Below are 26,948 nucleotides of genomic sequence, written 5' to 3' on the forward strand. Positions count from 1 at the left end.
CAGTAAATAGCCCTGAATATTCAGGGCTATTTTGTTTTTTGATGTTAAGACTTAATGGGCGGTATCGGCTTGTTGCTGCTGTTGCTTATTTTTTGCCGCGAGGTGAGCAGGATCAAAATCATCGACATTGATGGTTTTCAGCCTATGTAACTCGGCTTCTTGTAATATTTCGGCCTCTTCTTGGCTAATCATGTTCGCTTCTAGCGCTTGTTTTGCTACCAAGTCTAAATGAGTAAAAGGTTTACGCTTACCCAATTGTTGGCAGATTTTGTCAAAAATAGGTTCAGCTTGCAGAACAACGGTTAGCGCTAATTCTAGTTGCCCATGTACACAGTGCTTTGAGGGTTCAAAGTATTGGTTGCGTCCAAGTCTACTGCGGGTTGCACTTGGCGTTTGTAAAATTTTAGCCAATGCACTATCCAGTTTATCGGAAGGGGCCTTGCGCACACGTCCCATTGGCATGAGCAATACACGCAGTTTTAAACCCACAAACTTCACTGGGAAATTCACTAAGAAGTCATACATAGCCGATTCTATTTTAAATAGACTGTCTTGAGCACACCAATGCACAAGGGCAAGATCTTCTTTAGGGCTACCATCTAGCTCAAAGCGTTTTAACATGGCTGAGCATAGATAGAGCTGACCTAACATATCGGCTAGGCGCGCCGATAAACGCTCTTTACGTTTGAGTGACCCCCCTAAAAAGGCCATCGAAATATCCGATAGAAAGGCAAGGTTGGCACTGTAACGGTTGAGCTGTTGATAGTAACGTTTAGTCGCATCTGTAGCCGGTGAATCTGAGCCGATGCCATCGGTAATCCCAAAGACTAGACTGCGAGATAAGTTACTCATGGCAAAACCAACGTGCGAGAAGAGTGCCTTATCAAATTTGCTCAGTGCATCTGGCGCATCTGAATGGGCGATTTCCATCTCTTTTAAAACGTATGGATGACAACGAATTGCACCTTGCCCGTAAATCATTAATGAACGGGTTAATATATTGGCACCTTCTACGGTGATAGAGATAGGTGCACCTTGATAAGCACGACCTAAAAAGTTGGATGGACCTAACATCACCCCTTTACCGCCAGCCACATCCATAGCATCAATGGCTGCTCTTTGTCCTAGGTGAGTACAATGGTATTTTACAATGGCAGAGATAACCGAAGGTTTAGCACCGTTATCAATCGCGCCCATGGTGAGCAGGTTGGCGCCTTCCAGCAAATAAGCACTGCCGGCGATACGGGCTAACGGCTCTTCAATACCTTCCATTCTGCCAATGGGTTGTTTAAATTGACGACGAATACGCGCATAGGCACCAATGGCCAATGCATTGGTCTTGATACCTCCGGTATTGGTCGATGGCAGGGTGATCGCGCGTCCTACTGACAGACATTCAACCAGCATCTTCCAGCCTTGGCCCGCCATTTTGTGTCCACCTATAATGAAATCTATCGGTACGAACAAATCTTTAGCTTGCGTAGGGCCATTTTGAAAGGGAATATTAAGAGGGAAGTGTCGGCGCCCAATTTTAACTCCGTCCAATTGAGTCGGAATAAGCGCACAAGTTATGCCTAGATCTTCTTTATCGCCGAGCAGTCCATCAGGGTCTCTCAGTTTAAAGGCTAAACCCAATACAGTGGCAACAGGGGCAAGGGTAATATAGCGCTTATTCCAGGTTAAACGCATCCCTAGTACATCTTTGCCTTGCCATTTGCCTTTACAGACCACACCAAAATCAGGAATAGCGCCTGCGTCAGAGCCCGCTTCTGGGCTGGTTAATGCAAAGCAGGGGATCTCTTGACCATTGGCTAATCGAGGAAGGTAATGATTGCGTTGTTCCTCTGTACCGTACATTTGCAAAAGCTCACCCGGCCCAAGGGAGTTAGGTACTCCTACTGTAGAGGCAACCACTATTGATGAGCCAGCCAATCTTTGCAGAACAAGGGCTTGCGCGTAAGCGGAAAACTGCAAGCCACCATATTGTTTTTTAATGATCATGGCAAAGAACTTGTTGTCTTTTAAGTACTGCCAAATCTCCGGTGGCATATCCGCTTGTTGGTGAGTGATTTCATAATCATTGATCATGGCGCACAGTTCATTTACTGGGCCATCGAGAAACGCTTTTTCTTCGTCGCTGAGTTCAGATTTAGGTATGTCTTTTAGAAACTGCCAGTTGGGCTTGCCTTGGAATAATTCGGCTTCCCACCAAGTTGTGCCCGCATCTAAGGCTTCTTTTTCAGTTTGAGACATAGGAGGAAGTACGCTCTTAAATGCTTTGAGCAGTTTTTTAGTGACGGTTTTTTGACGCCATTCATCAAATAGCATAAATGCGGTAACTGCCAGTAAGACAAACCAAGCAATGAACGAGACTCCAACGATAAATGAGCACAGCAGCAGTGCCACAGCGTTACTGACAAACCCAATAAACAAAGACTTGCGGTTATAAAGGCAAATGCCTGACACCACAAACAGTGTGAGTAGAGCAAAAAGTATATCCATGTAAAAGGTCTCTCCATTAACCATGTTTATCACAACCTAAAACCCAATAACTCAATACGCGCAAATAAAGGTAAGAGGTCGAACCAGTTTCTTTAGTATCGCAAATGTTAAGATTTTGTAAAGAGTAAGTGTTGTAGTTTTGTGAATTGGACCGTTTGCATGCAACAGGAGGAAAAGCTGGCGCAATAGTAGACAATGAAACAATTGAGTTAGAAATCTAACGACATGCCCCTCGACACTGCTAAACTTTTCTTGTTACATTCGAGGCTACAGCAATAGCATATAATTTTAGGAGAGATCGGCTATGTACCAAGACCTTATCAAGAGTGAGCTATCGGAAGCGGCTACTGTCTTGCAGGCATTTTTATCCGATGACAACAACATTGCACAGATAGAATTGGCCGCCAAAACGATTGCCGACTCATTCAAGCAAGGTGGTAAAGTTTTATCTTGTGGTAACGGTGGCTCTCACTGTGATGCTATGCACTTTGCCGAAGAGCTTACCGGTCGCTATCGTGAAAACCGCCCGGGTTATCCTGGCATCGCTATTTCAGACCCAAGCCACCTATCATGCGTGAGCAACGATTTTGGCTATGACTTTGTTTTTTCTCGTTATGTAGAAGCAGTGGGTCAAAAAGGTGACGTACTGTTTGGTCTATCTACTTCCGGTAATTCTGGCAACATTTTAAAAGCTATTGAAGCGGCCAAAGAAAAAGGCATGAAAACTATCGCCTTAACCGGTAAAGATGGTGGTAAAATGGCAGGTGTTGCGGATGTAGAAGTACGCGTACCACACTTTGGGTATGCGGATCGTATTCAAGAAATCCACATCAAGATTATCCATATTATTATTCAGTTAATCGAAAAAGAGATGGAAGCTTAATAAGAATACAACGAAAACCTTAGTAGGAGATTTATATGTGTGAACTGCTTGGCATGAGCGCCAATGTGCCAACAGATATCTGTTTTAGCTTTACTGGCCTGATTCAACGCGGTGGCAATACTGGCCCGCATAGAGACGGCTGGGGGATTACCTTTTATGAAGGGAAAGGGTTTCGCACCTTTAAAGATCCTAACCCAAGCTGCGATTCAAAAATTGCAGAATTGGTGCAAAGCTATCCTATCAAGAGTCGTGCTGTTATTAGTCATATTAGGCAAGCAAACCGTGGCGGGGTCAATCTAGAAAATACCCATCCTTTCACTCGTGAATTGTGGGGACGTTATTGGACCTTTGCACACAATGGTCAACTGACAGGTTATCAAGATCTACCGATATCTCGCCATCGCTCTGTAGGGGAAACCGACAGTGAAAAAGCGTTTTGTTGGATCTTGGATAACTTAGAAGCTCGTTACCCTCATCCGCCTAAAGATATGAAAGAAGTATTCTTATTTTTAGTTGAGAAATGTGATGAATTAAGAAAGATGGGCGTATTTAATATGCTGCTTTCAGATGGTGAGTACGTCCTTGCTTACTGTACCAACCACCTTTATTACATTACTCGCCGAGCCCCGTTTGGCAAGGCAAGGTTGATTGATGAAGATGTGACGATTAACTTCCAAGAAGAAACCACACCCAACGACGTTGTTTCCGTTATCGCCACCCAACCATTGACGCAAGATGAGGTATGGCACCGACTTAAGCCGGGTGAATTTACCTTATTTCAGTTCGGTGAAGTGATTGACAGCAACGTGCACGCTTTATCTGATGTTGCTCATGCAGAAGCAAAACCGCGCAGTCAAGCACCTACTGAAGCGCTTTAGAGCTGATATTATTGGTTGCTCTTCGTTGAGCAACCAACAACCCCATTAGCAACAAGCACCACATTCCCATCGTACCGCCACTTCTTTTTGAATTACTGCTTGAATCCACCGTTACTGGTTCACTAATATGCGTTGGTTCTTTCTCCTCAACAGTCACCGTCTCAACCTTATGATTTACCGTTTCAACAATGCCAGATTGTCGATTTTCCTCGCTAATGCGTAGGTGAGTGGTGATCTCTGGATCAATTTGGTTATTGAGTACATCGGTAATCCAGAAGTCGTAATCGGCGACTTCAGTAAATACCGAGGTAAGGCTACGCAAAGGTGTGCCACAGATTTTAGGACCAAAACTAGTGATGCCTACTAAGATATTTCGTCCATTGTGCGTCCAGTAAAGCGGGCCACCTGAGTCACCGCTACAGGTTGAATTTTTTAACTGAGTCATGGGATTATAATCGCCGTCAAAGCATAAGTGCGATTGGGTAATTCCATCGCCGAATTCTTGTCGACATTTTTCGTTATCCACTAACGATAATTCTACCTTTTGTAGCGTAAGGGTCTCTTTCTTTTGGTATGTGTTGCGACCATGTCCAACGGCAATGAAGTGTGCCATGGCATCATATCGATATGATTCATCAATTGCCCAGTCGACGGGGTCACCAATTTGTCTTGGAGCTTCGAGCTTCAATATTGCAATGTCATTGGGCAGTCTGGTCGCTATATCGTCATTATAATCATTTCTATAGTAAATATTGCTGATGCGGCGACTGAAGCCTGAAATGGTAGGGTGATTGACTCGTTGATTTTGCGGCATAAATACAACTGAGGTATACAGTTGATTTTCTCGATCATTATAAATGCAATGCGCAGCGGTTAGCACATACTGTGGGGCAATTAATACGCCACCACAATAGGGGTAATAGCGGTCATTGGAGCCATATCCCGACGGGTCATAATATAAGCTAACAAAAGAGCGATAGTCTTTTACGGTAGCATTAATACCGTTGACTATATAAGCGCTATTTTGATTTTCTGGAGTTGGTGCGCTGTGAGCACTCACCGTGAATAAACTAAGAAGAACAGTGAGCCATGGAATGCGCATATTAACCTCGTTATATGAAAACTAAGATTCTATAATGCTGATCAAATACTCGCCATATGCAACAAATTTTCAGAGAAAGGGTTTTTTATTATTTGTGACATGAAAACAGAGAATAGTATTGAAAAAAATCAATCTATTTGCGGTAAAAAGAAGCGTTATGGGGTAGTTATTGCTGCCAAACTACGCGACCTGCAATGATATCTTGCACCACCTTAGGGTAAAGAATATGCTCCGCTTTTTGCACCTTAGCCAATAGTGATTGCGGACAATCGTGCGCTTCAATCGCAACTTTTGCTTGTTCTATGATAGGGCCACTATCTAGCTTTGGCGTGACAAAGTGCACGCTACTGCCGTGTTCACTATCTCCAGCCTCAATCGCACGCTGGTGGGTGTGTAAACCTGGATATTTAGGTAACAAAGAAGGGTGGATGTTGATCATTTTACCTAGGTAATGATTCACAAAACCGTCGGTAAGAATACGCATGTAACCTGCTAGCACAATGATATCGGGCTGATAGTCATCAATAATGCTCATCACCGCTTGATCAAAGGATTCTCGGTCTGAGAAGTCGGTATGCGATTTTACATGGGTAGGGATATTGGCTTGCTGTGCTCGCTGTAAACCAAATGCATCAGCGCGGTTACTGATAACCGCACTGACTTGACCGTCAATGTCGCCTTTAATACAAGCATCAATAATAGCCTGTAAATTACTTCCATTCCCTGAAATTAAGACGACAATTTTAGTCATTATTATTTGATCTCTACTTGCTCTTCTTCGCCATTTGCTTGTGCAATTTGACCAATAACCCAAGCGTTTTCACCTTCTTCTTTAAGAAGTTTAACAGCTTGCTCAGCTTGATCTTGAGGCAAAGCAACGATTAGGCCAACACCACAGTTAAATGTACGATACATTTCGCGAGTGTCAACGTTACCGTTTTCTTGTAGCCAGTTGAAGATAGTAGGCCAGTTCCAGCTGTTACCATCGATAACCGCTTTAGTGCCTTCAGGTAGAACGCGTGGGATGTTTTCCCAGAAACCGCCACCAGTAATATGAGAGATAGCATGGATATCGTGCTTCTCAATCATTTTAAGTGCTGATTTGATGTAGATTTTTGTTGGTTCTAATAGGTGTTCGCCTAGAGGTTTGCCTTCTAGATCTTGGTTTAGATCCGCTTTAGACACTTCAAGGATTTTACGAACTAGTGAGTAGCCGTTTGAGTGTGGGCCACTTGAACCTACTGCGATAAGTGCATCACCAGCGGCAACTTTAGTGCCATCAATGATGTCTTCTTTTTCAACAACACCTACACAGAAGCCAGCAACATCGTAATCGTCACCTTCATACATGCCTGGCATTTCTGCTGTTTCGCCACCGATTAGTGAACAACCAGATTGCACACAACCTTCAGCAATACCCGCAACAACGTCAGCGGCAGTATCTATGTCAAGCTTCCCTGTTGCATAGTAATCTAAGAAAAATAGAGGTTCAGCACCTTGAACGATAAGGTCATTTACACACATAGCCACTAAATCAACACCTATGGTGTCGTGTTTTTTCATGTCTAGTGCAAGACGCAGTTTAGTACCAACGCCGTCTGTACCCGAAACCAGTACCGGTTGCTTATATTTGGTTGGCAATTCGCATAATGCGCCAAAGCCACCAATGCCACCCATGACCTCTGGACGACGTGTGCGCTTTACAGCACCTTTAATTTTGTCAACCAGTGCGTTGCCAGCGTCAATGTCTACACCAGCATCTTTGTAGCTAAGAGAAGCCTTGTTACTACTCACGGGAAATTCCTCGTTTAGATAAAGTTAGGGAAGAAAAATCGGCGCTATTCTAACAAGGGATAATCGACAATAGCAAACGTTTGCGTGGTTATTTACGTTTGTTATTGATTTATCCCCCTTATGTGAGAGAAAAATAACCACAAAAACCGAATTAGATAGGTAAATTGAAGCAATAAGCAGATTGTACTCGCAATCAATAATTAATTGCTCACTAATACCTATGTAGCTCGTAAGTTAGCATAGTTTGGGTATATAATTCGGAGGTTTATTGAATTCAGATTGGAGAAAGATATGAGAGTTGTTGAGGTAAAACATCCACTTGTAAAGCATAAACTTGGTTTAATGCGCGAAGGTAACATTAGCACTAAGCGTTTTAGAGAGTTAGCAACTGAAGTGGGTAGCCTACTAACTTATGAAGCAACCGCTGATTTTGAAACAGAACGTGTCACTATCGAAGGATGGGATGGTTCGGTTGAAGTTGATCAAATTAAAGGCAAAAAAGTAACCGTAGTGCCAATCTTACGTGCCGGTCTTGGCATGATGGACGGCGTATTGGAACACATGCCGAGTGCGAAAATCAGTGTTGTGGGTATCTACCGTGACGAAGAAACATTAGAACCTGTACCGTATTTTAATAAGTTGGCATCATGCATTGATCAACGTATTGCTCTAGTTGTTGACCCAATGCTAGCAACTGGCGGGTCTATGATTGCAACTATTGATCTATTGAAAGAGAAAGGCTGTAAAGTTATTAAAGCACTGGTTTTGGTTGCCGCTCCTGAAGGTATTGAAGCGCTAGAAAAAGCGCACCCAGATATCGAGCTATTCACTGCAGCTATCGACGAATGCCTAAACGACAAAGGCTACATTGTTCCGGGTCTTGGCGATGCGGGCGACAAGATTTTTGGTACTAAGTAACGCTAAATAAAACCATACGGTAGGGTACTTTTAAACAGGCTCTACTTGTTGGTTTTAGTATCTTCGCTTATCCTTTTCTAACTAATTAATATTACTGAGTTATTTATGCGATTATTAGCTTGTTTGCTAGCAACATTAACCTCTTTTTCTGCACTTGCGGTTACCAAAGTGAATGTGTTTGATACTGATGCTGTCGTTTTTGAACAGCAAGAAGGAGCCAAACACAGTGGTGAAGAGTTAGCGCGCCGCGAAGGCATGCGAGAAGTTATTGTACGAGCAACGGGTGATTCAGCCTCTTTAGATAATCCAGTTGTGCAAAAAGCCATTACCCAAAGTAGCCGTTTTTTGTCGACGATCATGCCATCTCAAAGAAATGGTCAACCTATCTTAAAAATGTCTTTTAACTCCAAGCAGATCCAATCTTTACTAGCTCAGGCAAATTTACCTTATTGGCCGGAAGAGCGCGCCCGTTTGTTGGTTTGGGTTGTAGAAGACAATGGCTATGATAGAACCATTAGCTGGGAGCAATCAGAGCGAACCTCTGTAGCGAACCTAAGATATGTAGCAGGCCAAAAAGGGCTTCCTATTATTGTTCCTGTTGGTGATATTGATGATGTCACTAGCATCAAGCCGACAGAGCTGTGGGGTGGTTTTACCAAGCAAATCTCGAGTAGCAGTCGTCGCTACAATGTTGATGCCGTCGTAGTGGCTCGAATTGCCCGCAATGGTCATCAGCAGCGTCTGCGTTGGACACTCTACGATGATAAACCTCAGTTTATCGACGACAGTGCATTGTCTCCTGTTTCTGGTGAGGCTTCAGGTACAAATAAACAAGTGACAGAAGCTTTGGTGGCAGAGCTAGGTCGTTACTACGCGAACAAAAGCGCAACCAAAAGCAGCGGTGAAGTGGCTTCATCAATTGATGTTAAATTCTCTGGCGTAAATGACGCGTTCTCGTTTTTCAGCATTGAACGTATGTTAGAAAGTTTACCAAGCGTTGCATCGGTAGAGCTGAGTCATGTAGTGGGTGATGACGTTGATTTTCAAGTTAACTTAATTACCGATAAAGCCGACTTTGAACGTCAATTACTTAGAAGTAATAAAGTGAACAAAGCGGCTAAGCCTGTTCCTGCTCCAACTGCACCCGCGACAGAAAAAGTGCAAGCCGTTGCACCAGTGCAAGCTGACAGCAGCAATACAGATACCACAACACAGCCGTCGACTGCAGTTTCAGTGCCTGTGGCAACGCCAGCGACAACGGAGAGCGCACCTGCCACTCCAGTGGCAGAGGAAGAAGCGCAAACTCTTGACTATGAGTGGCAATCTTAGTTTCTTCATTACTGGCGAATTAGCGTAATCTAAAAAAGCCCCTGTATTACTACTAAAAATAGATAATACAGGGGCTTTTTGTTATTTATTAGCTTATTAGCCATTAAAAATATTAGCGACCAAAGCGTTGCTGTTCTTCTTGCTTATATTCAGACAGCTTTTTTAGCTTCAAACCTAACTCGCGTCCTCTTAATCGGCTATATAGCGTGTTGCCAATAAAAGCGATACTGCTAATAACCAACTCGATGATAGCCAGAGTTCGCTCTCCTTCATCCACATACACCAATGTCAGTGAGTGCAAGAAGTAGAGTAGCAATACAAAGTTTGCCCAAGCAAAGGTGTATGGCTTTTGCGCCAATATACCCTTGATAGGGAACAGCAAAGGTACACACCAAGCAATGGTTAAAAACCAAGGGTTAATTTCAGCCGGAGGTGAAATGACACTGTGCCAAAGCAGTACCCAAACTAATAAGCAAAAGTGACCTATTTGCGCGGTTCGTAGCCATAGCTTGGTCTTAGGGGCCATTTCTATGGCGTTAGAATTAGGCATTATAGGATCTCTAAAACCTGCTCTGGTGGACGGCCGTGCTTGGCTTTGCCGTTTGCCACAACAATCGGGCGCTCAATCAGTTTGCGGTTGGCTAACATAGCTTCAAACAAAGCATCATCGCTTAATGCGCTATCGCCAAGGTTTAGCGCTTTATAGATGGCTTCTTTGGTACGCATCATTTGACGCACTTCAGTTAGCCCTAATTGGCTGTAGATAGTGCGCAGTGAATCTAGGGTCAGCTCAGCATCTAAATACAGAACCACTTCTGGTGCTATTCCTTTTTCTTCTAGTAAAGCTAATGTCTCTCGGCTTTTTGAACAGCGAGGGTTATGAAAAATAACAACAGACATGAAATTTCCTTTTTAGTTTTGGAGCGCCATAAACTGGTCGCGTTGTTGTAAAAGCTGATCGATACGCGCATCAAAGCGAGCTTGCTGATTACTGCCTAGCTGTGACAATTGAGCCGCTTGAGTAAAGCTTTGAATCGCTCGATTCCAGTTAGCGCTAAGGGCATACAATTCACCGCGAGCGGCAACTTCATTTGCCGAATCCCCTAAGTTAGCGTGCGCTTTACTTAATAGATGCCAACCGTTGCTGTCATCAGAATTAGCGTGCGTGTATCGCTGTAATAATCGTATTGCTTCTTTGTTTTTATCTTGTTCAATCAGAACATTGGCCAGATTGATCTCTAATGTTGGGTTACCCGGTTTGGTTTTCAATGCGTTTTCTAACAACACTTGCGCTTTCTGTGGTGTTTTCTTGGCAATGTTTAAATCGGCAAGCGCATCCAGTACAAAGTTGCTATTGGGCAACTGTTTTTGCAATTGCACGAGCAAAGCTTCGGCTTTGTCTAGCTGTTTAGTGTCTAAATAAACCAGTGCCTTACCATATTGATAGGCAGGCTTTATCTCGGCTGATGCAGATTTTTCTTTGCGCTTAAGCCAATCTAACGCGCCATCGCTATTGATGCCTACATAGCGGGCAACGATTCGCGCTTTTGCCATGTGAAAATCCAGTACTGGAGCATGCGGCTTAGAAGGGTATGCGTCAGCACGAGCACGAGTATCAGTAATACGGTCTTCGGGTAATGGGTGAGTCAGCAGCATTGGCGGCGGCTTGCTCGCATAACGATATTGATCGGCTAAGCGTCCAAAGAAATGCGGCATCGCATGCGGATCATAGCCTGTTTTGATCAAGGTGCTCATGCCCACTCGATCCGCTTCTTTCTCATTACTGCGGGTATAGTTGATGGCACTTTGCATTGCGCCTGCTTGCGTGGCAGTTATAGCCGCGATTCCCGCTTCTGGGGCGGCAATCGCCAATAAAATAGAACCGGCTAATGCGGCGATCGTTACTGGCGTTTTACGCGCTTGATCTTCCATGCGCCTTGCCAAGTGGCGCTGAGTAACGTGGGCAATTTCGTGGGCAACCACAGAGGCAAGTTCGCCTTCAGTGTTAGCGTGTAAAAATAGACCAGTATGCAAAGCAACGTGTCCGCCAAAAAAGGCAAAGGCGTTAATGTTTCGGTCACGAATCAAAAAAAACTTAAAAGGCGTTTTTACATCAGAGGCATTGGCGACGAGTCGATAGCCTAAACTTGAAACATATTCACTTAAAACGGGATCACTGACGATGGGCTGACTGGCTCTAAGGATACGCATATAAGCGTCGCCATAATTGCGTTCTTGATCTATGGTCAGGGTCGCACCAGCGGTTGTGCCGATATCGGGCAAGTCTGTTGAGTTGGCAAGACTAGGGGCGCTAAAGCATAAAGATGCACTTAATAGCGTGGCTAATATCGATACTTTGCGTTTTAAATTAGTGGCAGTCATTGTTTAATTAACGTGAGATCCGATTTCCATTTTAAAGAGGGCTGTCTAATGGTAAGACCCTATTGAGTCCATTTGGTTTCTTGATAAGAGCAAAATGACACTTGTTAACAACTTAGTCACTAGGTTAACACGGGATAATAGTGGTTTTGAACTAAAAAAGATTTACAATAGGCGTATTTAGAATAAATAGAACTCGTTCAACTATGTCAGTCGAAATCATTGATCTTACTGAAGAACGATGTCCTATGACTTTGTTGCTGGCTAAGCGTGCAAGTAGGGCATTATCAACGTCTCAAAGCCTCACTTTTTTAGTGCTAGATTTAGTCTCCATCAAAGATATGAAAGCTTACTTTTTACATCACGGTATGTTGGTGGATGTAAAGCAAGGTGCTGATTTTTATTCCTTAACCATAACCAAAGGGTAACTCTTACTATGCTTGATATGATGAAGCAATGGTATAAACGCAGATTCTCTGATCCTCACGCCGTTAGCTTAGTGACCATCATTCTATTTGGATTTATCACCATCTATTTTTTTGGGCATCTTATTGCCCCGCTGCTGGTTGCTATCGTATTAGCCTACCTTTTAGAGTGGCCTGTGGTGCAGTTAGTTCGCATTGGCGTTCCTAGAACTATTGCCGTTATTTTGGTGTTATTTCTCTTTGTTGGCTTAGTGCTTGTTGCATTTATTGGCATAGTGCCAACCATCTGGCAACAAATTGGTAATTTCTTCAATGATGTGCCAAACATGTATCGTCAGTTGCAAGATTTTATTAACTCAATTCCCGAACGTTTTCCTGAATTTGCTACCGTCACTAACGCTGAGTTTATGTTTGCCGACATGAAAAATAAATTCGTTGGGCTGGGTGAAAGCGCAGTAAAAGGCTCATTAGCATCTTTGGTGAGTTTGGCTACGGTTGGGGTTTACCTTATTTTGGTACCGCTGCTTATCTTTTTCTTGCTTAAAGACAAAGAGCAAATGTTAAGTATGCTCAGCGGTATATTGCCAAAAAACCGTAATCTTGCTTATCAGGTATGGCATGAAATGAACGGTCAAATCTCTAATTATATCCGCGGTAAAGTGGTGGAGATTGTCATCGTCGGCAGTGCCAGTTACATTACCTTTGCCATATTAGATTTGCGCTATTCGGTGTTGCTCGCGGTTGCCGTTGGCTTATCGGTGTTAATTCCCTACATTGGCGCCGCTGCTGTCACTATCCCTGTGGCAATTGTAGGGCTGTTCCAATGGGGACTTGCTCCGCAGTTCTATTATCTTTTAATCGCTTACGGCATTATTCAGGCGCTTGATGGCAATGTACTCGTACCTGTACTTTTCTCTGAGGCGGTCAACCTGCATCCGGTTGCCATTATTATTGCGGTATTGGTCTTTGGTGGATTATGGGGCTTTTGGGGGATATTCTTCGCCATCCCACTTGCCACGTTAGTGAAAGCGGTAGTCAATGCCTTTACTCACCCTGACTTAGACGCTTTGCAAGACCAGCAAAAAGTACAAGAGTCACAGCAATAGTATTTAGCACATATAGCAAAAACGAAAAAGCCAGTCGCTTAAATGAGACTGGCTTTTGATTTTTATGTCTGTCGTTATTATTCGCAGGCAGTCATTAAGCTTGGTTTAAATAATCCAACACCACTTCATGGTGCGTTTTAGTCTTAAACTTGTTGAATACGTGTTCAATCACGCCTTCTTCATTGATCAAAAAGCTGATGCGGTGCAGGCCGTCATACACTTTGCCCATGAATTTCTTTTCTCCCCAAACGCCAAAGGCTTCGGCTGCAGAGTGATCTTCATCGGATAACAGCGTGAAGTTTAAGCTATCGCGTTCAATGAATTTACCTAAGCGTTTTACTGGATCAATACTGACACCGAGCACCACGACATTGTGTGCTTCAAGCTCGGCTTTCACATCACGTAAACCTTGCGCTTGCACGGTGCAACCTGGAGTCATTGCTTTTGGGTAAAAGTAAAACAGAACTTTTTGCCCTTTTAGGTCTTTTAGAGAGACTGAATTGCCATCCTGATCGAGTAGAGTGACATCAGGTGCGGGTGTGCCTGCCGTTAATGTTTGCATTGAAAGTCCTTGAACATTATCCATTATTGATGAAATTAAGAGTCCCTTGCACATTGAGCGATTCACAAAATGTGGCAAAGTCTTCTTGTAACTGCATTAAATTATACTCATCTGACAACGATGCGCTCAATGCAATTTGAAACTTATCTTTGTTTTCTCCGCTGAGCATTTTGGCACTTAACGAGTTAATCCCAATCTCTTTACTGGCAAAGAAAAAGGTCACTTGTTCTGTCAGGCCAATTCTATCTTGTGCTTGAATATGCGCTTCAATGGTAAATTTGGGTGCCAATTCGGTATGTGGCGAAGTACGTTTTACCATGGTCAGTAAATCATGTTGCGCCCCAAGTTGGGGAAGAGAATGCTCAACGCGAGTGGCTTGAGAAAGTGTGCTTGAAGTTAGCATGATTAACGTAAAATCGTTACCCAATATTGCAATACGGGTATCAATGATATTACAGCCAAGTTCAGAAATAAGATGGATGATTTTGTTGCCAATACCCGGGCGATCTGTACCAACGGCAGTGATAATTAAATGCTGCGCCATAATAGTATCCTTTGACTGACGAATTTTAATAGTCTACACGCAATCATTTGTTTTGGTGCCGGTAAATGTTGGAAACTTTAACTGAATTAACATATCGGCTTTGATGAACGTCGATCCTGTCAACTTGAATGCAAATAATTGGTAAAAACTTGACGCCAGTGCCTATATCCGCTTGTGTTTTCTAATCTCAATCAAGTACCATGCGATATTAATGAAATTTAGGGAGTGAGTCATGTTTTCGGGAAGTATTGTTGCTTTGATAACGCCTTTCAATACAGATGATGAAGTAGATTACCAAAGTCTTAAGAACTTAGTTGAGTTCCATGTTGATGCGGGTACATCTGCAATTGTCGCAGTAGGCACTACAGGTGAGTCGGCAACGCTTACCGTTGAAGAACATGTGAAGGTCGTCGGCAAGATAGTCGAATTTGCTAACGGTCGCATTCCTGTTATTGCGGGCACAGGTGCAAATGCAACTCATGAAGCCATCACATTTAGCCGTTTGCTAAATGATTCTGGCATTGCAGGATGCTTGAGCGTGACACCGTACTACAATAAGCCAACCCAAGAAGGCATTTATCAACACTTTGTTGAAATTTCAAAGGTGAGCGCTGTACCTATCATCCTTTACAATGTGCCAAGCCGTACCGGTGTAGATATGCTTCCAGAAACGGTAGCTCGTCTGTCTAAAATAGATAATATCGTAGCGTTAAAAGACGCAACGGGCGATTTATCACGAGTGGCAAAACACAAAGAACTTTGTGGCGATGATTTTGTCTTACTGAGTGGTGATGACGCTACAGGTCTCGAATTTGTGAAGCTGGGTGGTAAAGGTGTGATTTCTGTGACCAACAATCTTGCGCCAAAAGATATGGCTGATATGTTTAGCCTAGCAGCGGAAGGCAAGTACGCTGAAGCCGAAATTATCAATGAACGATTAATGGGCTTACATCATGGGTTATTTGTTGAATCTAGCCCAACGCCTGTTAAATGGGCAGCGCAACAATTGCATCTTGTTGGAAACAGCGCATTGCGTTTACCTATGATGCCATTGTCAGAAGCAGGCCAAGAAGTAGTAAACGCTGCACTTGACCAAGCTGGCATTCGTTAAACCTAATTATCTACGATTCGAACCTCAATCAGGTGCTAAGGATCAGGAGTCTCAATGAAGTTTGTTAATCAGCTAGTGCTTAGTACACTGGCTGTCGCTATTTTAAGTGGTTGTGCTGGTAGCGCAGCGGAGCGTCGTCAAGCAAAAGACGACTTTAAATACCTTGAAGCTGAACCTCGCCCTGATCTTGTATCAGCGCAAGATCAGCAGCTTGAGTTTTATCCTGACTATAATATCCCGAGTGGGGATTATGTCGGTGGTATTGGCAAACAGGTAGATATTCGCCCGCCACAACAGGTTCTAGAACTGATTCCTGGTGCTCGTACTGAGCAAGTTGATGGGGTAGTGACCTTATGGTTACTGACCAAAGACGAGCGCGATAAAGTATGGCAAACAGCGCAAGATATGATGGATTCTCGTGATATCAAACGCCTAGTCTCTACTGACGACAGCATTGAAACAGATTGGATCGTTTGGGAAGAAGAAGACGAAGAGGAAACGCTAAGCAGCCGTTACCTTATCGAACGCTTTGAAGAAAACTCTCGCTTTGGATTTCGCATTAGCTTAATTGCGTGGAGAGAAGGTGGTGAAGAGCAAGAAGTTAGCTTGACCAACAAAGAACGTTATAACACCTTTATGACTAATTTAGTGATGTCTCGTTACGACCAAGTGGTTCGTGATGAAGCCGCTAAGAAAGCGTTGGAACTGGTGAAGATCATTCCTTTGAGCATGGGACAAGATCGTAGCGGTCTGCCTATTATTATTGCGCGCGCACCTTACAATGTCTTCTGGCAACGTATCCCAGAGCTATTGCCAACCATGGGCTTTAGCATGGATGAGCGTAATCAATCTCAAGGCACAATCAAAACATCTTTTGCTCAGCCAAATGACGATTTCTGGCAAAGCATCGGCATGAAGCCACTAAGCTACGACTCACAAACATACACCTTCTTGTTAGGTGATTTAGGTAACCGAACTTCGATTAACATTACCAATGAAGCTGGAAAACCAGTGACAGAAGAGATGCTAAAAGAAATGCTACCTGTATTAGCTAAGATGATGGAACAAACTAGCGCAGCTAAAGACGGCGAAGCTGACGAAGAGTAGTGAATACTTTTTAATGAATAGCAAAAGGAGCACTCAATGGGTGCTCCTTTTTTGTTATTTATGTTAATGCAAAATAGACGGACATAGATATTGTCGATAAAATACGCACTCGCGGCTGCACATTCATTTCAGTCAACTATAGAGACCCCCAATGATTGTAGAAAATGTGCTTCCTGAAAATTATGCAGAAATGCTTAATGTTTGGGAAAATTCAGTCCGAGCAACTCATGACTTCATAACAGAAGACGATATTGAGTTTTTTAAACCCATTATCATTGAGCAGGCGTTTCCTGCTGTCACGTTACAATGTGTGAAAAATGCAAGTGGCTCAATTCAAGGCTTCGTAGGTACCTACGAGTCTAAGATTGAAATGCTTTTCATCCTAAACGAGGCAAGAGGGCAAGGCATAGGTAAGGTACTACTGCAACACGCAATAGAGCAGTTAGGCGCAACCAAAGTCGATGTAAACGAACAAAACCCACAGGCAGTAGGCTTCTACCAGCATATGGGTTTTAACGTCGTTTCACGCTCACCCCTTGATGGCATGGGAAAACCTTTTCCAATTCTGCATATGACTCTTTAAAGCTCGGTTTGTCGTAACCAAGTTTGTTAGAAGAAACGCCCAAAGCTAATAACTTTGGGCGTTTCCGTATGTGCGGGTGTTGTATTGTGGCTTTTTTGAGTCCAAGTAGTTTTGCCGACCTTTCTTCATATCCAGTGGTCCAGTTATATGGTCGAACTTGTTAATTTACTCACAGATGAAGTGAATGAAGTATTTAGTCCAATATGAGTAGGTTTTTTCTTTGTGTTTATTCCGTTTATTAGGTTTGAGTTTGGAGAATGGCTTATTTTGTTGAGGGGGAAAGTTTGTTTTTATATAAAGGCTGAATGTAAGATGTGATGCATGTTCTTTATATATCAGCGGTTTATGGTAGATTTAATGCCGGTTAGGCAAGCAGAAAACGAGCGAACCTGTTATTTAGAATGCTATGTGATTCGGAGGATATGTGGAAATACCTAAAAGAAATGATCCATCAGATTTTAAAGATGAAGACTTCGAGGATTACTATGCTCGTTTTCCCACAGAATTAGATCACATACCTCAAGATGTTGTTAAAAATTGGATGTGGTATCACAACGAACAGGTTGTAGAATTTTCAAAGCTTTATAATTTTAAAAAGTGGAATTTTGAACTACGAGACTTTGACAATAATGAAGTTATGACAATTAAGCACTTTGATTATGATTTAAAGTTGTTGGATGGCAAAGGTCAAGAGTTCTTGAAGGGGCTCTTAAATGAGCATGAGGCTGCAAAGTTCATGTTTGAAAATGGTACCTCTCCTTGCCCAATCATCGTTGCTAAAGATGCAAGTAAGCATATTCATCACATTCGTAACGAGGGTAACTTTATGCTCGAGCCATATCAATTAATTGAAGGTAACCGAAGATTGGCATACCTTCGAGCTATGATAAGAAAGTCTTACCCAAAACTTAAGGCGTCTCACAATGTATGGGTTGTCACGATCGGAGAATAAATCACTTCAAGTGGGATTTATAAACGCGCGTCGAACTCGCTTCACTCAGCCATCGCGCACGTTCATTCATCTCTTAAGTGGGTGTTATATTTTTAAATCAAGATTGAGGATGCGATGAAACTAGCTATTGAACATCAAGCTAAAAGAGTAAGTGACGAAAGCGAGTACCTCTTCGGACGAGGAGAAGTTGCACAAAACCTAACAAATATTTTTCTTAACACGAGTGGAGGTTTTGTTTTAGCTATAGATGCCAGCTGGGGCGAGGGTAAGACATCATTTATTCATCAGCTCATTTGTGAGCTTGAATGCACAAATAATTTGATTCCTATCTACTATGACGCTTTCGCTAACGATTTTGCCAACGATACTTTTTTATCGATTGGAGCTACGATAGCTTTTGAAGTTGAGAAGAGTTTTAAGTCTCGAGGAAAAAGCTCAAGAACAGATAAGCAAATTGAACATTTAAAATCAGTTACTAAGAATACAGCTGTAGAGCTTGTGAAATTAGGGACTAATCTTGGTCTTAGAGCATTAACTGCCGGTGTTATTCAAAACTCAGATCTAGAACAATTAACTGACAAAGCCTTTAGAACAGCGACTTTCGGTACTTTGGAGCTTGATTTAAATGAAAAATTTAAATCTTACCAGAATGCAAAATCAAACATTGAACTATATATTTCAGCTTTAGAGAGTGTCTGTGAAAGTGGTGAAAAAGTAGTGTTTTTCATTGATGAACTAGATCGTTGCCGACCTAGTTTTGCAGTTGAAGTTTTAGAAAAGGTGAAGCACCTTTTTCCTGCCAAAAATGTTATTTTTGTCGTCTCATATAATAAAGCACAGTTATCAAAAATAATATCTAGTGTTTATGGTGTTGAGCCTGAGGATTCACTAAAGTACCTAGAAAAATTTATTCATATTGAGGCAAAATTACCCTCGATGAATAGTACTTCTCAGTCTTATGGAATTTTATTTGATAGCTTTATGTCTGAGTTTGAAATTGCAGTAAGTTTTGGTGAACATGAACTCTCTCGGTTAAAAGAAATGTTTGTTGCGCTGTGTCATGCTAATCGTTTAGCCATGAACAGTCGTGAAATAGAGCGAGCGTTTAGCTATATCAGCTTTTGTTCTGCGGCATTACCAGAAAGTAAAAGGGCGGAATTGTTTGAGTACTTCTTGCCTGCTGCAATGATCAAAGTAAAGAACAATAAACTCTTTAATCACGTTGCCAGTGGCAGGTTCAACTCTTTTGGTGGTGACACTAATAAATGGATGTATGCATTTTTTAAGGACTACTATAACGACTCGTTAGAGAATCAGGCATCAAATATCTATTTTGTACAAGGATTTCAAGATGCTTGTGAAATTGTGTCTATGTTTAAGTTTCCGGCAGATGAAGAGTAAAAACACAACAAACGACTACGGCACCAACAGCTAATCTTTAGTAGTGTTTTTATCCCATTGTAGACCTATTAACCGAAGATATCCGAACTAGGTCAAATTACACAATCAGGTCATAATTAAGTGAAGAAGGCTTTAACAGCCTATTTTTAACAAAATCACTCCTCACCACTTTCCGAGTCACCATCGGCTGGGCTTTTATCTTTCAAGTTCTTATTGGTCTGTTTTTGACGTTCTGCATCGAGCTGTTTTAGTTTTTCTATGTCGTCTCTTTGCTGCTTAGACATAGTGCCTACTTTCATATTTGCCGTGTATTTGAGCGCGGCTATGTTACCCGCTACAACGCTAACGGCGATGAAAATAATGACCCAAGGGTTAAATAACAGGTCTACGAGCATGAGTGACCTTCCTACGAAGTGGTGATGTTGCTGACATATTGAGTGTAGATCTTATCGAGGTGCATTAATACCTCGTTGTTACCTTCTATGGGATTAAGGCGCAAAATATCAGCAAGCATTTGGCTGTTGAAGGTGGCTAATGCTTTGTCAGAAGTGGCTTGATGGCTTAGGTGCCATGGTTCTACTGCAACGCCGCCTTTGTCTTTGGCATAGGGGAAAAAGAAGCCGTGCTGTGGAGCGTGAGTGAGTAGCCACTCATAGAAGGGCGCTTGATGTCCTTGTAAGTATTCCCAAGGCTCTAGTTGTAGCTGTACGCCTTCTGGAAGCAGGTTCTTAGCATAAAGGTCAAAGTCACAGCCCCAATGATGACGGCTTGCCCCAGGCAGTGCTGACCACCTTAAAATGGCATGAATGCGCTGCAACGGGGCAAGAGAATGAGCATCGAGTGGATTACCATCAATGTCTAGAATAGGTCGCACGCCTAGGTACTTGTTATTCCAAATCATTTTTTGTCGCTCAAAATCGCGAAAACCACTGGCGATGCTCAGTTCAAAACCGTGTTGCGCCGCATGATGAACTAGCGATAAAAGAGCTTCACTAACGGCTTGATGAACCTTTACCTCACGCTTATCAATAGTGATAGCGGTAAGGTGTGACTCATCAATACCGGTTAATTGCTGCTGGGTCCAATCGCTAGTCTCATTCATGTTACTTTCCTAGTAGGTTAACCAATACGTTTTGGTACATATCCGCTAACAGGTCTAAATCTTCGGCTTTTACGCACTCGTTCACTTTATGAATGGTGGCGTTGACTGGCCCTAATTCAATCACTTGCGCGCCCATTTTAGCGATGAAGCGACCGTCAGAGGTGCCGCCAGTGGTCAATAGTTGTGGCGCTTTACCATTTACGGTAGTGACCGCATCAACTACAGCAGTAAGCAGATCGCCCGTATCGGTTAGGAAAGGTTCGCCGTTTAAGGTCCACTTAATATCGTAATCAAAGTCGTATTTATTTAAGACTTCATAGATGCGTTCTTTGATTTGTTCGTGGTGGATTTCGGTGCTATAGCGCAAGTTAAACATGGCATGTACTTCACCCGGAATCACATTGCTCGCGCCAGTGCCGCCGTTTAGGTTTGGCAGTTGGAAACTTGTTGGCGGGAAAAACTCATTGCCGTTGTCCCATTCAATTTGCGTCAGTTCCGTTAGCGCTGGCAGTGCGTGGTGAATCGGGTTTTTGGCAATGTGCGGGTAAGCAACGTGGCCTTGAATGCCTTTTACGGTTAGCTCGCCAGTGAAAGAGCCGCGACGGCCGTTTTTCACTACATCACCCACATAATCTGTGCTTGAAGGTTCGCCGACAATACACATATCAATGATTTCGTTGCGCTCAGTCAGTGTGTCAATAACGCGCGTTGTGCCGTTGATGAACGGGCCTTCTTCATCTGAGGTGATAAGAAAGGCAATAGAACCTTTGTGGTCAGGATGCTCAGCAATAAAACGCTCTACCGCGACGACCATAGAGGCCAGTGAGCCTTTCATATCGGCAGCGCCACGACCATACAGGTAGCCATCAACGACAGTAGGTTCAAACGGTGGTGTGTTCCAGTCGTTTAAGTTACCCGCAGGCACAACGTCTGTGTGTCCAGCAAAGGTAAATAATGGTGCTTGTGTGCCTCGACGAGCCCAAAGGTTAAGGGTGTCGTCAAAGTGCATAATTTCAATGTCAAAGCCCAGTGCTTTGAGGCGTTCAATCATTAATGGTTGGCATCCTGCATCTTCAGGAGTGACAGACTGACGGCTGATAAGATCGATAGCTAAATCTAAAACGGGACTGGAGTTCATCCTATTTCCTTAATATGGGGATTAAACGTTAAAAATACGGTCATATTGATCGGCTTTGAAGCCAATATGCAGTTGTTCACCAACACGAATGATAGGACGTTTAATCATCGCAGGATGTTCTACTAGAAGAGTGATGGCAGTGTCATGATTGAGGGATTGTTTTTGCTCATCATCCAGTTGACGATAGGTGGTACCGCGTTTATTTAATACTAACTCCCAGCCTAAATGGTCACAAAACTCGTGAGCCATGTCACTGGTGATGCCTTGTTTGCGGTAGTCATGAAATGTGAATTCGATTTGATGTTCTTGCAGCCATTTCTTGGCTTTTTTTATGGTATCGCAGTTGGGGATACCATACATAATTACGCTCATCGTCTGTCCTTAGTGCGTTTATCGAAAGTAGAATCCTATCAAACAATTCCGGTGCGGTGTATCACTAAGTCAAGTTGAGTTTGTGCAGAACGAGAAACAAGAATAGAAAAACAGATGAATATAGACATAAGTTGCGGTTATTTGATCAGACGCAAGTTCCTATCTTAGATATTCGCAATAATTGTTAAATTATTTTTGGAGGTAGCAATGGAACTCAATCCTGTTTTTGCTCGTCGTTTATATCTTGCGCATTTGGTCGCAAGTATGGAGCGTCCAAATGTCCCTAAATTGGTGGAATATACTGGTTGGCCTCGCCGTACAATCCAAGACGTGTTAAAAGCATTGCCTGGGATCGGGGTATCATTGTGTTTTATCCAAGATGGTCGCCGCCATAATGACGGCTATTATCAGGTTTCAGATTGGGGACCATTGGATGAAGAGTGGGTTGCTGGCAATACAACCACAATTGTTTCACACCTTTCTTAGCGTTATTAGTGCGAGGTGAGTAGGGTATAGGCAATAAATCCTACCCAACTAATGACCAACAAAACCCAAGGCAGTCGGTTCGACTTAGCTGTTGATACGTTATCTTGAGCAGATGGCGTATTGTCTGGCGTTGATAGTTGCTGTTGTTTTTTCTTAAGGTTTTGTTTTTTAAGTTTATCGGCGTCTCGTGATTTCTGTTTTTGACGTTTTTTATATTCAGCGATACCCTTCTCAATTCCTTGAGCAATCAGCTTGGTTTGCTCTTTAGTTTGCCCTGGTTTTTGGGTCGCTTTAGCCACTTGCATAGCTTGTTGCTGGGTTTGGGATGATACAGTTGTATTGTTGTTCTTCATAAGCGTTTAGTAAGTAAAGATTTGAGGTTAATTATGCCTTTAAATACAAATAAATGCCTCAATATAAAGTGAGTAGTGTGCGGTACCTGATTGAAGAGTATGATAAAAATGGCTATCTAAAAGCACCGTTTTGGTTGTGGCTATGTTGGCTGTTTTTGGCTCGTGGATGGATAGTGTTTGCTTTGGCTGGAGTAACCAAAGATCGCGGCAGTGATATACTGGCGATGATCTATCCAAATTCATCCAGTTTATACATGATGATGTGTATGGGGGTTCCTAGTTTATTACTCATGTGGGTGATAGGGCTCAGAAACCCAGACAGACATTGGTTAAATAAGTTGATTGGATTAGGACGAGCTGTTTCCATTCTGCTTAGCGTTTCGCAACTCGCGTTAGAGTTGCATTATATATCACTACAAGATGGTCAGTTTAGTTGGGGGAGTGCCCTCTCTGTTGTTGGCTTAAGTTGGATAATCATTTATCTATTTAATAGCCGACGAGTAAAAGACTGTTTCCAAAGTATTTCCGATAACTAGTTTGAACGGAGTAATTATGATTCAACCTCAAGCGGCTATAGTTCCAGAGCCAAGCCCATTTGCTTTATATGTCCTTATGAAGGTCACGGGCGACAAAAACAAAGTATTAACAGCGCTACAAAAAGTAGATGGTTGGGTTGAGGAAATCAACGCAAACCAACCGGGTGCATCTCTAGCAACCAGCATTGCGTTTTCTCATCAGTTTTGGAGCAGCAGCATTTCTGAAGAAGTTCCAAGTGAACTTGTGCCATTCCCAGTGCTTGAATGTGATGATCAAATTGCGCCAAGTACCGAAGTAGACGTGCTTTTGCATTGTCACTCTCATCGTCATGACTTGCATTTCTACTTGCTACGCAAACTGATGTCAGAAGTGTCTGAAGAAGTGGCAATTGTTGATGAAACTTATTCTTATCGTTACCTTGATTCTCGTGATATGACCGATTTTATCGACGGCACTGAGAACCCAGAGGGCGAAGAAAGAGCAGAAGTGGCTTTGATTCCTGAAGGTCCATTTGCTGGTGGCAGTTACATTATGGTGCAGCGCTTTGAGCACAACTTACCGGCATGGAATAAATTGTCAGTTGGACAGCAAGAAAAAATCGTGGGTCGCACCAAAGAAGATTCTGTTGAGCTAGACGATGTAGCGGCGCAATCACACGTAGGCCGAGTAGACATCAAAGAAGAAGGCAAAGGCCTTAAAATCGTTCGTCACAGCCTGCCATACGGCACAGTTTCTGGCCCGCACGGTTTGCTGTTCATCGCTTACTGTAAAACCGTACATAACTTTACTGCAATGCTAGAAAGCATGTATGGCCAAGTCGACGGCAAGACCGATCAACTGCTTGATTACACTAAAGCGGTAACAGGCGCATACTTCTTTGCTCCTAGCCAAACTATGCTAAAAAACTTAGTAGTTGCTTAATTTAATAAGCGCTCCTTACTCGTTGAGGAGTTGCTGATTTACAAGCATAAAAAAACGCAGCCATTGGCTGCGTTTTTAATCACTTGAATCTAAGTAGAAATTACTTAGTTACACGTAGTACTGGAGTTTCACCTACAGTTACTGCGCCAGAAAGTTTGTTCAGTTCTTTGATTTCATCCATGTTAGAAATAACAACTGGAGTCAAAGTAGATTTCGCTTTCTCTTCTAGGAATGCAAGATCAAACTCGATGATAGTATCACCAGCTTTAACTTCTTGACCTTCAGAACCGATGCGAGTGAAACCTTCACCTTTAAGTTCAACAGTGTCGATACCAAAGTGAACGAATAGTTCAATACCGTCAGTTGATTCGATAGAGAACGCATGGTTGGTCTCAAAAATTTTACCAATAGTACCATTCACTGGAGCAACAATTTTGTTGCCAGTTGGTTTGATAGCGATGCCGTCACCAACAATTTTCTCAGCGAAAACTACATCAGGCACATCTTCAATGTTAACGATTTCGCCAGATAGTGGTGAAATGATTTCGATTGAACCTGCAGCGTTGCCTTCGTCCGATACCAGCTTCTTAAGTTTGTCAAACAGACCCATTACATGCTCCTAAGCAGTTTATTCTATTAAATTATATTATTAGTTTGATTTATCCGCGATAAATTTCGCTACGTGCGCTTCGATTTCTGCGGCAGTAGGCATTTGCAGAGCTTCTTCTGCCATTGCTTTTACTTCCGAGAAGTGTGCGTTACGAATCACTTTCTTAACTGCAGGGATAGAGATGCCGCTCATAGAGAACTCATCTAAGCCCATACCTAGTAGAAGGAGTGTTGCGCGTTCGTCGCCCGCTAATTCACCACACATCCCAGTCCACTTACCTTCCTTGTGAGAAGCGTCAATCACCTGTTTAATCACAGTTAACACTGCTGGTGATAGTGGATTGTATAGATGAGAAATAAGCTCATTACCACGGTCTACTGCTAGAGTATACTGAGTTAAGTCATTTGTACCAATACTAAAGAAAGAAACTTCTTTAGCTAAGTGGTGAGCGATTGCGGCAGCTGCTGGTGTTTCTACCATTACGCCGATTTCAATATTTTCGTCAAATGCTAAGCCTTCAGCACGAAGTTCAGCTTTATATTCTTCAATAGCAGCTTTTAGTTCACGGATTTCCTCAACAGAGATAATCATAGGGAACATGATGCTTAGTTTGCCGTGCGCTGATGCACGTAGAATACCACGAAGTTGATCACGTAGAATTTCACGACGATCTAAGCTGATACGAACTGCGCGCCAGCCAAGGAACGGGTTCATTTCTTCTGGAAGATCCATGTATGGAAGGTCTTTATCGCCACCGATATCCATAGTACGGATAATCACTGGTTGGCCTGCCATTGCTTCAGCCACTTCTTTATAGGCTTGGTATTGTTCTTCTTCTGTTGGAAGAGAAGTACGGTCCATAAATAGGAATTCTGTACGGTACAAACCAACGCCTTCACCACCGTTACGGATAATACCGTCACAGTCTTTAACAGTACCGATGTTGCCACATACTTCTACGTGACGGTTATCAAGAGTCACTGCTGGAAGGTCTTTTAATTTAGCAAGTTCTGCTTTGTCAGCGAGGAACGTATCACGAATTTGTTTCGCTTCGTCTAGTTCTGCTTCCGTTGGGTTTACGATGATTCGGTTGTTCATCGCATCCATGATTAGAGTGTCGCCGTTTTTCACTTGTTTAGTGATGTCGTTAGTACCCACAATCGCAGGAAGCTCAAGAGAGCGCGCCATGATAGAGGTGTGAGACGTACGGCCGCCGATGTCACAAGCAAAGCCTAGAACGTAATCTAGGTTGATTTGTGCTGTTTCAGATGGCGTTAGGTCGTAAGCAACAAGAATAACTTCTTCATCAATGTCACTTAGAGAAACAATGTTGATACCTAGTGCGTTTTTAACAAAACGAGTACCGATATCACGGATATCCGTTGCACGCTCTTTTAGGTATTCATCATCTAGAGATTCAAGCGCAGTCGCTTGTTCTTCGATGATTGAGTAAATTGCAAAATCAGCAGAAAGTTTGTCGCTCTTGATAAGAGTAAGGATCTCGTCTTCCAGTTCCTCATCTTCAAGAAGCATGATGTGACCTTCAAAGATCGCTTCTTTTTCTTCGCCAAAAGTTTCAAGTGCTTTTTGCTTGATGATTTCAAGTTGCGCAGCTGATTTGTTTCGAGCGTCATAGAAACGCTGTACTTCAGAGTCAACTTGGTCGGCTGAAATTTTGTTTTTGTTTAGAACGATTTCATCTTCTTGAAGTAGTAGTGCTTTACCAAAAGCAATACCTGGAGATGCTAGAATGCCTGAGATCATAGCTTTACCTTAACTTGGTCTATTGTGGGCGGGTAACTAATTTTTTTAGCTTTTGTAGAGTCTATTTCAATAAAGCCACTTAGCTGGGA

General features: G+C 42.8%; 30 protein-coding genes. 14 read left to right on the plus strand and 16 right to left on the minus strand.

Going from position 1 to position 26,948, the window contains the following annotated elements; translation table 11 throughout:
• Positions 1 to 51: 51 nt before the first annotated feature.
• The gene (gene fadE, locus VHA01S_RS05685; protein WP_023403398.1) at positions 52 to 2,502 is read right to left on the minus strand and encodes an acyl-CoA dehydrogenase FadE; all 2,451 of its coding nucleotides are present in this window, start codon (positions 2,500 to 2,502) and stop codon (positions 52 to 54) included.
• 304 nt (positions 2,503 to 2,806) lie between these two features.
• On the opposite strand from fadE, the gene lpcA reads away from it, so the two are divergent.
• Positions 2,807 to 3,385: a D-sedoheptulose 7-phosphate isomerase gene (gene lpcA / locus VHA01S_RS05690; protein ID WP_023403399.1), complete on the plus strand. Its 579-nt coding sequence runs from the start codon at positions 2,807 to 2,809 to the stop codon at positions 3,383 to 3,385.
• A 35-nt stretch (positions 3,386 to 3,420) separates the two neighbouring features.
• A complete protein-coding gene (locus VHA01S_RS05695) occupies positions 3,421 to 4,263 on the plus strand; it encodes a class II glutamine amidotransferase (protein WP_023403400.1) in 843 nt (280 codons plus the stop codon).
• On the opposite strand, the gene VHA01S_RS05700 is transcribed toward VHA01S_RS05695, so the two are convergent.
• The 3 genes from VHA01S_RS05700 to purM all read right to left on the minus strand — a co-directional run bounded on the left by VHA01S_RS05700 (position 4,247) and on the right by purM (position 7,159).
• Positions 4,247 to 5,365, minus strand: a complete 1,119-nt coding sequence (locus VHA01S_RS05700; protein WP_023403401.1) for a S1 family peptidase — start codon at positions 5,363 to 5,365, stop codon at positions 4,247 to 4,249. The genes VHA01S_RS05695 and VHA01S_RS05700 overlap by 17 nt on opposite strands.
• A 166-nt stretch (positions 5,366 to 5,531) precedes the next feature.
• Complete coding sequence (purN, locus tag VHA01S_RS05705; RefSeq protein ID WP_023403402.1) at positions 5,532 to 6,116, minus strand: phosphoribosylglycinamide formyltransferase; 585 nt, start codon at positions 6,114 to 6,116, stop codon at positions 5,532 to 5,534.
• A gap of 2 nt (positions 6,117 to 6,118) precedes the next feature.
• Positions 6,119 to 7,159, minus strand: coding sequence for a phosphoribosylformylglycinamidine cyclo-ligase (purM, locus tag VHA01S_RS05710; RefSeq protein WP_023403403.1), 1,041 nt, complete (start codon positions 7,157 to 7,159; stop codon positions 6,119 to 6,121).
• 291 nt (positions 7,160 to 7,450) lie between these two features.
• Between purM and upp the strand changes: the two genes are divergently transcribed.
• Both upp and VHA01S_RS05720 read left to right on the plus strand, forming a co-directional pair.
• Positions 7,451 to 8,077: a uracil phosphoribosyltransferase gene (gene upp, locus VHA01S_RS05715; RefSeq protein ID WP_023403404.1), complete on the plus strand. Its 627-nt coding sequence runs from the start codon at positions 7,451 to 7,453 to the stop codon at positions 8,075 to 8,077.
• 105 nt (positions 8,078 to 8,182) lie between these two features.
• The gene (locus VHA01S_RS05720) at positions 8,183 to 9,406 is read left to right on the plus strand and encodes a DUF2066 domain-containing protein (RefSeq protein WP_023403405.1); all 1,224 of its coding nucleotides are present in this window, start codon (positions 8,183 to 8,185) and stop codon (positions 9,404 to 9,406) included.
• Positions 9,407 to 9,518: 112 nt separating this feature from the next.
• Here the strand turns inward: VHA01S_RS05720 and VHA01S_RS05725 are convergent, their stop codons facing one another.
• The 3 genes from VHA01S_RS05725 to bepA are packed head-to-tail and all read right to left on the minus strand — an operon-like array spanning position 9,519 to position 11,788.
• Positions 9,519 to 9,956, minus strand: coding sequence for a DUF2069 domain-containing protein (locus tag VHA01S_RS05725; RefSeq protein WP_023403406.1), 438 nt, complete (start codon positions 9,954 to 9,956; stop codon positions 9,519 to 9,521).
• Positions 9,956 to 10,306, minus strand: a complete 351-nt coding sequence (gene arsC, locus VHA01S_RS05730) for an arsenate reductase (glutaredoxin) (protein WP_023403407.1) — start codon at positions 10,304 to 10,306, stop codon at positions 9,956 to 9,958. Before arsC ends, VHA01S_RS05725 begins: the two co-directional genes overlap by 1 nt.
• A 12-nt stretch (positions 10,307 to 10,318) precedes the next feature.
• On the minus strand, positions 10,319 to 11,788 hold the full coding sequence (bepA, locus tag VHA01S_RS05735; protein ID WP_023403408.1) for a beta-barrel assembly-enhancing protease: 1,470 nt from the start codon (positions 11,786 to 11,788) through the stop codon (positions 10,319 to 10,321).
• A gap of 203 nt (positions 11,789 to 11,991) precedes the next feature.
• Here bepA and VHA01S_RS05740 point away from each other — a divergent pair, with 203 nt between their 5' ends.
• Positions 11,992 to 12,213 (plus strand): sulfurtransferase TusA family protein, encoded by a 222-nt coding sequence (locus tag VHA01S_RS05740; protein ID WP_023403409.1) that lies wholly within the window; start codon positions 11,992 to 11,994, stop codon positions 12,211 to 12,213.
• Between the two features lie 8 nt (positions 12,214 to 12,221).
• Positions 12,222 to 13,316, plus strand: a complete 1,095-nt coding sequence (locus VHA01S_RS05745; RefSeq protein WP_023403410.1) for an AI-2E family transporter — start codon at positions 12,222 to 12,224, stop codon at positions 13,314 to 13,316.
• 94 nt (positions 13,317 to 13,410) lie between these two features.
• Here VHA01S_RS05745 and bcp read toward each other — a convergent pair whose 3' ends face one another.
• Both bcp and VHA01S_RS05755 read right to left on the minus strand, forming a co-directional pair.
• Positions 13,411 to 13,878 (minus strand): thioredoxin-dependent thiol peroxidase, encoded by a 468-nt coding sequence (gene bcp / locus VHA01S_RS05750; protein WP_023403411.1) that lies wholly within the window; start codon positions 13,876 to 13,878, stop codon positions 13,411 to 13,413.
• A 16-nt stretch (positions 13,879 to 13,894) separates the two neighbouring features.
• The gene (locus VHA01S_RS05755) at positions 13,895 to 14,422 is read right to left on the minus strand and encodes a glycine cleavage system transcriptional repressor (protein WP_023403412.1); all 528 of its coding nucleotides are present in this window, start codon (positions 14,420 to 14,422) and stop codon (positions 13,895 to 13,897) included.
• A 232-nt stretch (positions 14,423 to 14,654) separates the two neighbouring features.
• Between VHA01S_RS05755 and dapA the strand changes: the two genes are divergently transcribed.
• From dapA to VHA01S_RS05780, 5 genes are all read left to right on the plus strand, one after another.
• On the plus strand, positions 14,655 to 15,533 hold the full coding sequence (dapA, locus tag VHA01S_RS05760; protein WP_023403413.1) for a 4-hydroxy-tetrahydrodipicolinate synthase: 879 nt from the start codon (positions 14,655 to 14,657) through the stop codon (positions 15,531 to 15,533).
• A 54-nt stretch (positions 15,534 to 15,587) separates the two neighbouring features.
• Complete coding sequence (bamC, locus tag VHA01S_RS05765; RefSeq protein ID WP_023403414.1) at positions 15,588 to 16,640, plus strand: outer membrane protein assembly factor BamC; 1,053 nt, start codon at positions 15,588 to 15,590, stop codon at positions 16,638 to 16,640.
• Positions 16,641 to 16,791: 151 nt separating this feature from the next.
• The gene (locus VHA01S_RS05770; protein ID WP_023403415.1) at positions 16,792 to 17,223 is read left to right on the plus strand and encodes a GNAT family N-acetyltransferase; all 432 of its coding nucleotides are present in this window, start codon (positions 16,792 to 16,794) and stop codon (positions 17,221 to 17,223) included.
• Between the two features lie 424 nt (positions 17,224 to 17,647).
• Positions 17,648 to 18,175: a hypothetical protein gene (locus VHA01S_RS17785; protein ID WP_023403416.1), complete on the plus strand. Its 528-nt coding sequence runs from the start codon at positions 17,648 to 17,650 to the stop codon at positions 18,173 to 18,175.
• 114 nt (positions 18,176 to 18,289) lie between these two features.
• Positions 18,290 to 19,576 carry a KAP family P-loop NTPase fold protein gene (locus VHA01S_RS05780; protein ID WP_023403417.1) on the plus strand — a complete coding sequence of 429 codons (1,287 nt, stop codon included), beginning with the start codon at positions 18,290 to 18,292 and terminating at the stop codon, positions 19,574 to 19,576.
• A 155-nt stretch (positions 19,577 to 19,731) separates the two neighbouring features.
• Here VHA01S_RS05780 and VHA01S_RS05785 read toward each other — a convergent pair whose 3' ends face one another.
• Genes VHA01S_RS05785 through VHA01S_RS05800 form a run of 4 tightly spaced genes read right to left on the minus strand, consistent with a single transcriptional unit; the run spans position 19,732 to position 22,188 of the window.
• Entirely contained in the window at positions 19,732 to 19,971 is a 240-nt protein-coding gene (locus tag VHA01S_RS05785; protein WP_023403418.1) for a DUF2897 family protein, read from the minus strand.
• 11 nt (positions 19,972 to 19,982) lie between these two features.
• A complete protein-coding gene (locus VHA01S_RS05790; protein WP_023403419.1) occupies positions 19,983 to 20,678 on the minus strand; it encodes a M15 family metallopeptidase in 696 nt (231 codons plus the stop codon).
• A gap of 1 nt (position 20,679) precedes the next feature.
• Positions 20,680 to 21,816, minus strand: coding sequence for a succinyl-diaminopimelate desuccinylase (gene dapE / locus VHA01S_RS05795; protein WP_023403420.1), 1,137 nt, complete (start codon positions 21,814 to 21,816; stop codon positions 20,680 to 20,682).
• A gap of 21 nt (positions 21,817 to 21,837) precedes the next feature.
• On the minus strand, positions 21,838 to 22,188 hold the full coding sequence (locus VHA01S_RS05800; RefSeq protein ID WP_023403421.1) for an ArsC family reductase: 351 nt from the start codon (positions 22,186 to 22,188) through the stop codon (positions 21,838 to 21,840).
• Between the two features lie 207 nt (positions 22,189 to 22,395).
• Between VHA01S_RS05800 and VHA01S_RS05805 the strand changes: the two genes are divergently transcribed.
• Positions 22,396 to 22,674 carry a winged helix-turn-helix domain-containing protein gene (locus tag VHA01S_RS05805; protein ID WP_023403422.1) on the plus strand — a complete coding sequence of 93 codons (279 nt, stop codon included), beginning with the start codon at positions 22,396 to 22,398 and terminating at the stop codon, positions 22,672 to 22,674.
• Between the two features lie 5 nt (positions 22,675 to 22,679).
• Here VHA01S_RS05805 and VHA01S_RS05810 read toward each other — a convergent pair whose 3' ends face one another.
• The gene (locus VHA01S_RS05810; RefSeq protein WP_039970251.1) at positions 22,680 to 23,027 is read right to left on the minus strand and encodes a DUF2956 domain-containing protein; all 348 of its coding nucleotides are present in this window, start codon (positions 23,025 to 23,027) and stop codon (positions 22,680 to 22,682) included.
• A 77-nt stretch (positions 23,028 to 23,104) separates the two neighbouring features.
• On the opposite strand from VHA01S_RS05810, the gene VHA01S_RS05815 reads away from it, so the two are divergent.
• Both VHA01S_RS05815 and VHA01S_RS05820 read left to right on the plus strand, forming a co-directional pair.
• Positions 23,105 to 23,563 (plus strand): DUF2919 domain-containing protein, encoded by a 459-nt coding sequence (locus VHA01S_RS05815; protein ID WP_039970268.1) that lies wholly within the window; start codon positions 23,105 to 23,107, stop codon positions 23,561 to 23,563.
• A gap of 16 nt (positions 23,564 to 23,579) precedes the next feature.
• A complete protein-coding gene (locus VHA01S_RS05820) occupies positions 23,580 to 24,485 on the plus strand; it encodes a Dyp-type peroxidase (protein WP_023403425.1) in 906 nt (301 codons plus the stop codon).
• A gap of 100 nt (positions 24,486 to 24,585) precedes the next feature.
• On the opposite strand, the gene crr is transcribed toward VHA01S_RS05820, so the two are convergent.
• Both crr and ptsI read right to left on the minus strand, forming a co-directional pair.
• Positions 24,586 to 25,095 (minus strand): PTS glucose transporter subunit IIA, encoded by a 510-nt coding sequence (crr, locus tag VHA01S_RS05825; protein ID WP_017029253.1) that lies wholly within the window; start codon positions 25,093 to 25,095, stop codon positions 24,586 to 24,588.
• Positions 25,096 to 25,134: 39 nt separating this feature from the next.
• Complete coding sequence (gene ptsI, locus VHA01S_RS05830) at positions 25,135 to 26,859, minus strand: phosphoenolpyruvate-protein phosphotransferase PtsI (protein ID WP_023403426.1); 1,725 nt, start codon at positions 26,857 to 26,859, stop codon at positions 25,135 to 25,137.
• Positions 26,860 to 26,948: the final 89 nt, after the last annotated feature.

Origin of the sequence: Vibrio halioticoli NBRC 102217 (assembly GCF_000496695.1) — a bacterium.
GTDB lineage: Bacteria > Pseudomonadota > Gammaproteobacteria > Enterobacterales > Vibrionaceae > Vibrio > Vibrio halioticoli.

Coding starts and splice junctions, on each gene's coding strand:
- crr (WP_017029253.1), bottom strand. CDS start 25,095: ATGGGTCTGTTTGACAAACTTAAGAAGCTGGTATCGGACGAAGGCAAC.
- VHA01S_RS05810 (WP_039970251.1), bottom strand. CDS start 23,027: ATGAAGAACAACAATACAACTGTATCATCCCAAACCCAGCAACAAGCT.
- bamC (WP_023403414.1), top strand. CDS start 15,588: ATGAAGTTTGTTAATCAGCTAGTGCTTAGTACACTGGCTGTCGCTATT.
- VHA01S_RS05785 (WP_023403418.1), bottom strand. CDS start 19,971: ATGCTCGTAGACCTGTTATTTAACCCTTGGGTCATTATTTTCATCGCC.
- dapA (WP_023403413.1), top strand. CDS start 14,655: ATGTTTTCGGGAAGTATTGTTGCTTTGATAACGCCTTTCAATACAGAT.
- VHA01S_RS05725 (WP_023403406.1), bottom strand. CDS start 9,956: ATGCCTAATTCTAACGCCATAGAAATGGCCCCTAAGACCAAGCTATGG.
- purN (WP_023403402.1), bottom strand. CDS start 6,116: ATGACTAAAATTGTCGTCTTAATTTCAGGGAATGGAAGTAATTTACAG.
- VHA01S_RS05755 (WP_023403412.1), bottom strand. CDS start 14,422: ATGGCGCAGCATTTAATTATCACTGCCGTTGGTACAGATCGCCCGGGT.
- bepA (WP_023403408.1), bottom strand. CDS start 11,788: ATGACTGCCACTAATTTAAAACGCAAAGTATCGATATTAGCCACGCTA.
- arsC (WP_023403407.1), bottom strand. CDS start 10,306: ATGTCTGTTGTTATTTTTCATAACCCTCGCTGTTCAAAAAGCCGAGAG.
- dapE (WP_023403420.1), bottom strand. CDS start 21,816: ATGAACTCCAGTCCCGTTTTAGATTTAGCTATCGATCTTATCAGCCGT.
- VHA01S_RS05700 (WP_023403401.1), bottom strand. CDS start 5,365: ATGCGCATTCCATGGCTCACTGTTCTTCTTAGTTTATTCACGGTGAGT.
- VHA01S_RS05745 (WP_023403410.1), top strand. CDS start 12,222: ATGCTTGATATGATGAAGCAATGGTATAAACGCAGATTCTCTGATCCT.
- ptsI (WP_023403426.1), bottom strand. CDS start 26,859: ATGATCTCAGGCATTCTAGCATCTCCAGGTATTGCTTTTGGTAAAGCA.
- VHA01S_RS05790 (WP_023403419.1), bottom strand. CDS start 20,678: ATGAATGAGACTAGCGATTGGACCCAGCAGCAATTAACCGGTATTGAT.
- VHA01S_RS05805 (WP_023403422.1), top strand. CDS start 22,396: ATGGAACTCAATCCTGTTTTTGCTCGTCGTTTATATCTTGCGCATTTG.
- VHA01S_RS05800 (WP_023403421.1), bottom strand. CDS start 22,188: ATGAGCGTAATTATGTATGGTATCCCCAACTGCGATACCATAAAAAAA.
- fadE (WP_023403398.1), bottom strand. CDS start 2,502: ATGGATATACTTTTTGCTCTACTCACACTGTTTGTGGTGTCAGGCATT.
- VHA01S_RS05720 (WP_023403405.1), top strand. CDS start 8,183: ATGCGATTATTAGCTTGTTTGCTAGCAACATTAACCTCTTTTTCTGCA.
- VHA01S_RS05820 (WP_023403425.1), top strand. CDS start 23,580: ATGATTCAACCTCAAGCGGCTATAGTTCCAGAGCCAAGCCCATTTGCT.
- VHA01S_RS05780 (WP_023403417.1), top strand. CDS start 18,290: ATGAAACTAGCTATTGAACATCAAGCTAAAAGAGTAAGTGACGAAAGC.
- upp (WP_023403404.1), top strand. CDS start 7,451: ATGAGAGTTGTTGAGGTAAAACATCCACTTGTAAAGCATAAACTTGGT.
- lpcA (WP_023403399.1), top strand. CDS start 2,807: ATGTACCAAGACCTTATCAAGAGTGAGCTATCGGAAGCGGCTACTGTC.
- VHA01S_RS05695 (WP_023403400.1), top strand. CDS start 3,421: ATGTGTGAACTGCTTGGCATGAGCGCCAATGTGCCAACAGATATCTGT.
- bcp (WP_023403411.1), bottom strand. CDS start 13,878: ATGCAAACATTAACGGCAGGCACACCCGCACCTGATGTCACTCTACTC.
- VHA01S_RS05770 (WP_023403415.1), top strand. CDS start 16,792: ATGATTGTAGAAAATGTGCTTCCTGAAAATTATGCAGAAATGCTTAAT.
- VHA01S_RS05740 (WP_023403409.1), top strand. CDS start 11,992: ATGTCAGTCGAAATCATTGATCTTACTGAAGAACGATGTCCTATGACT.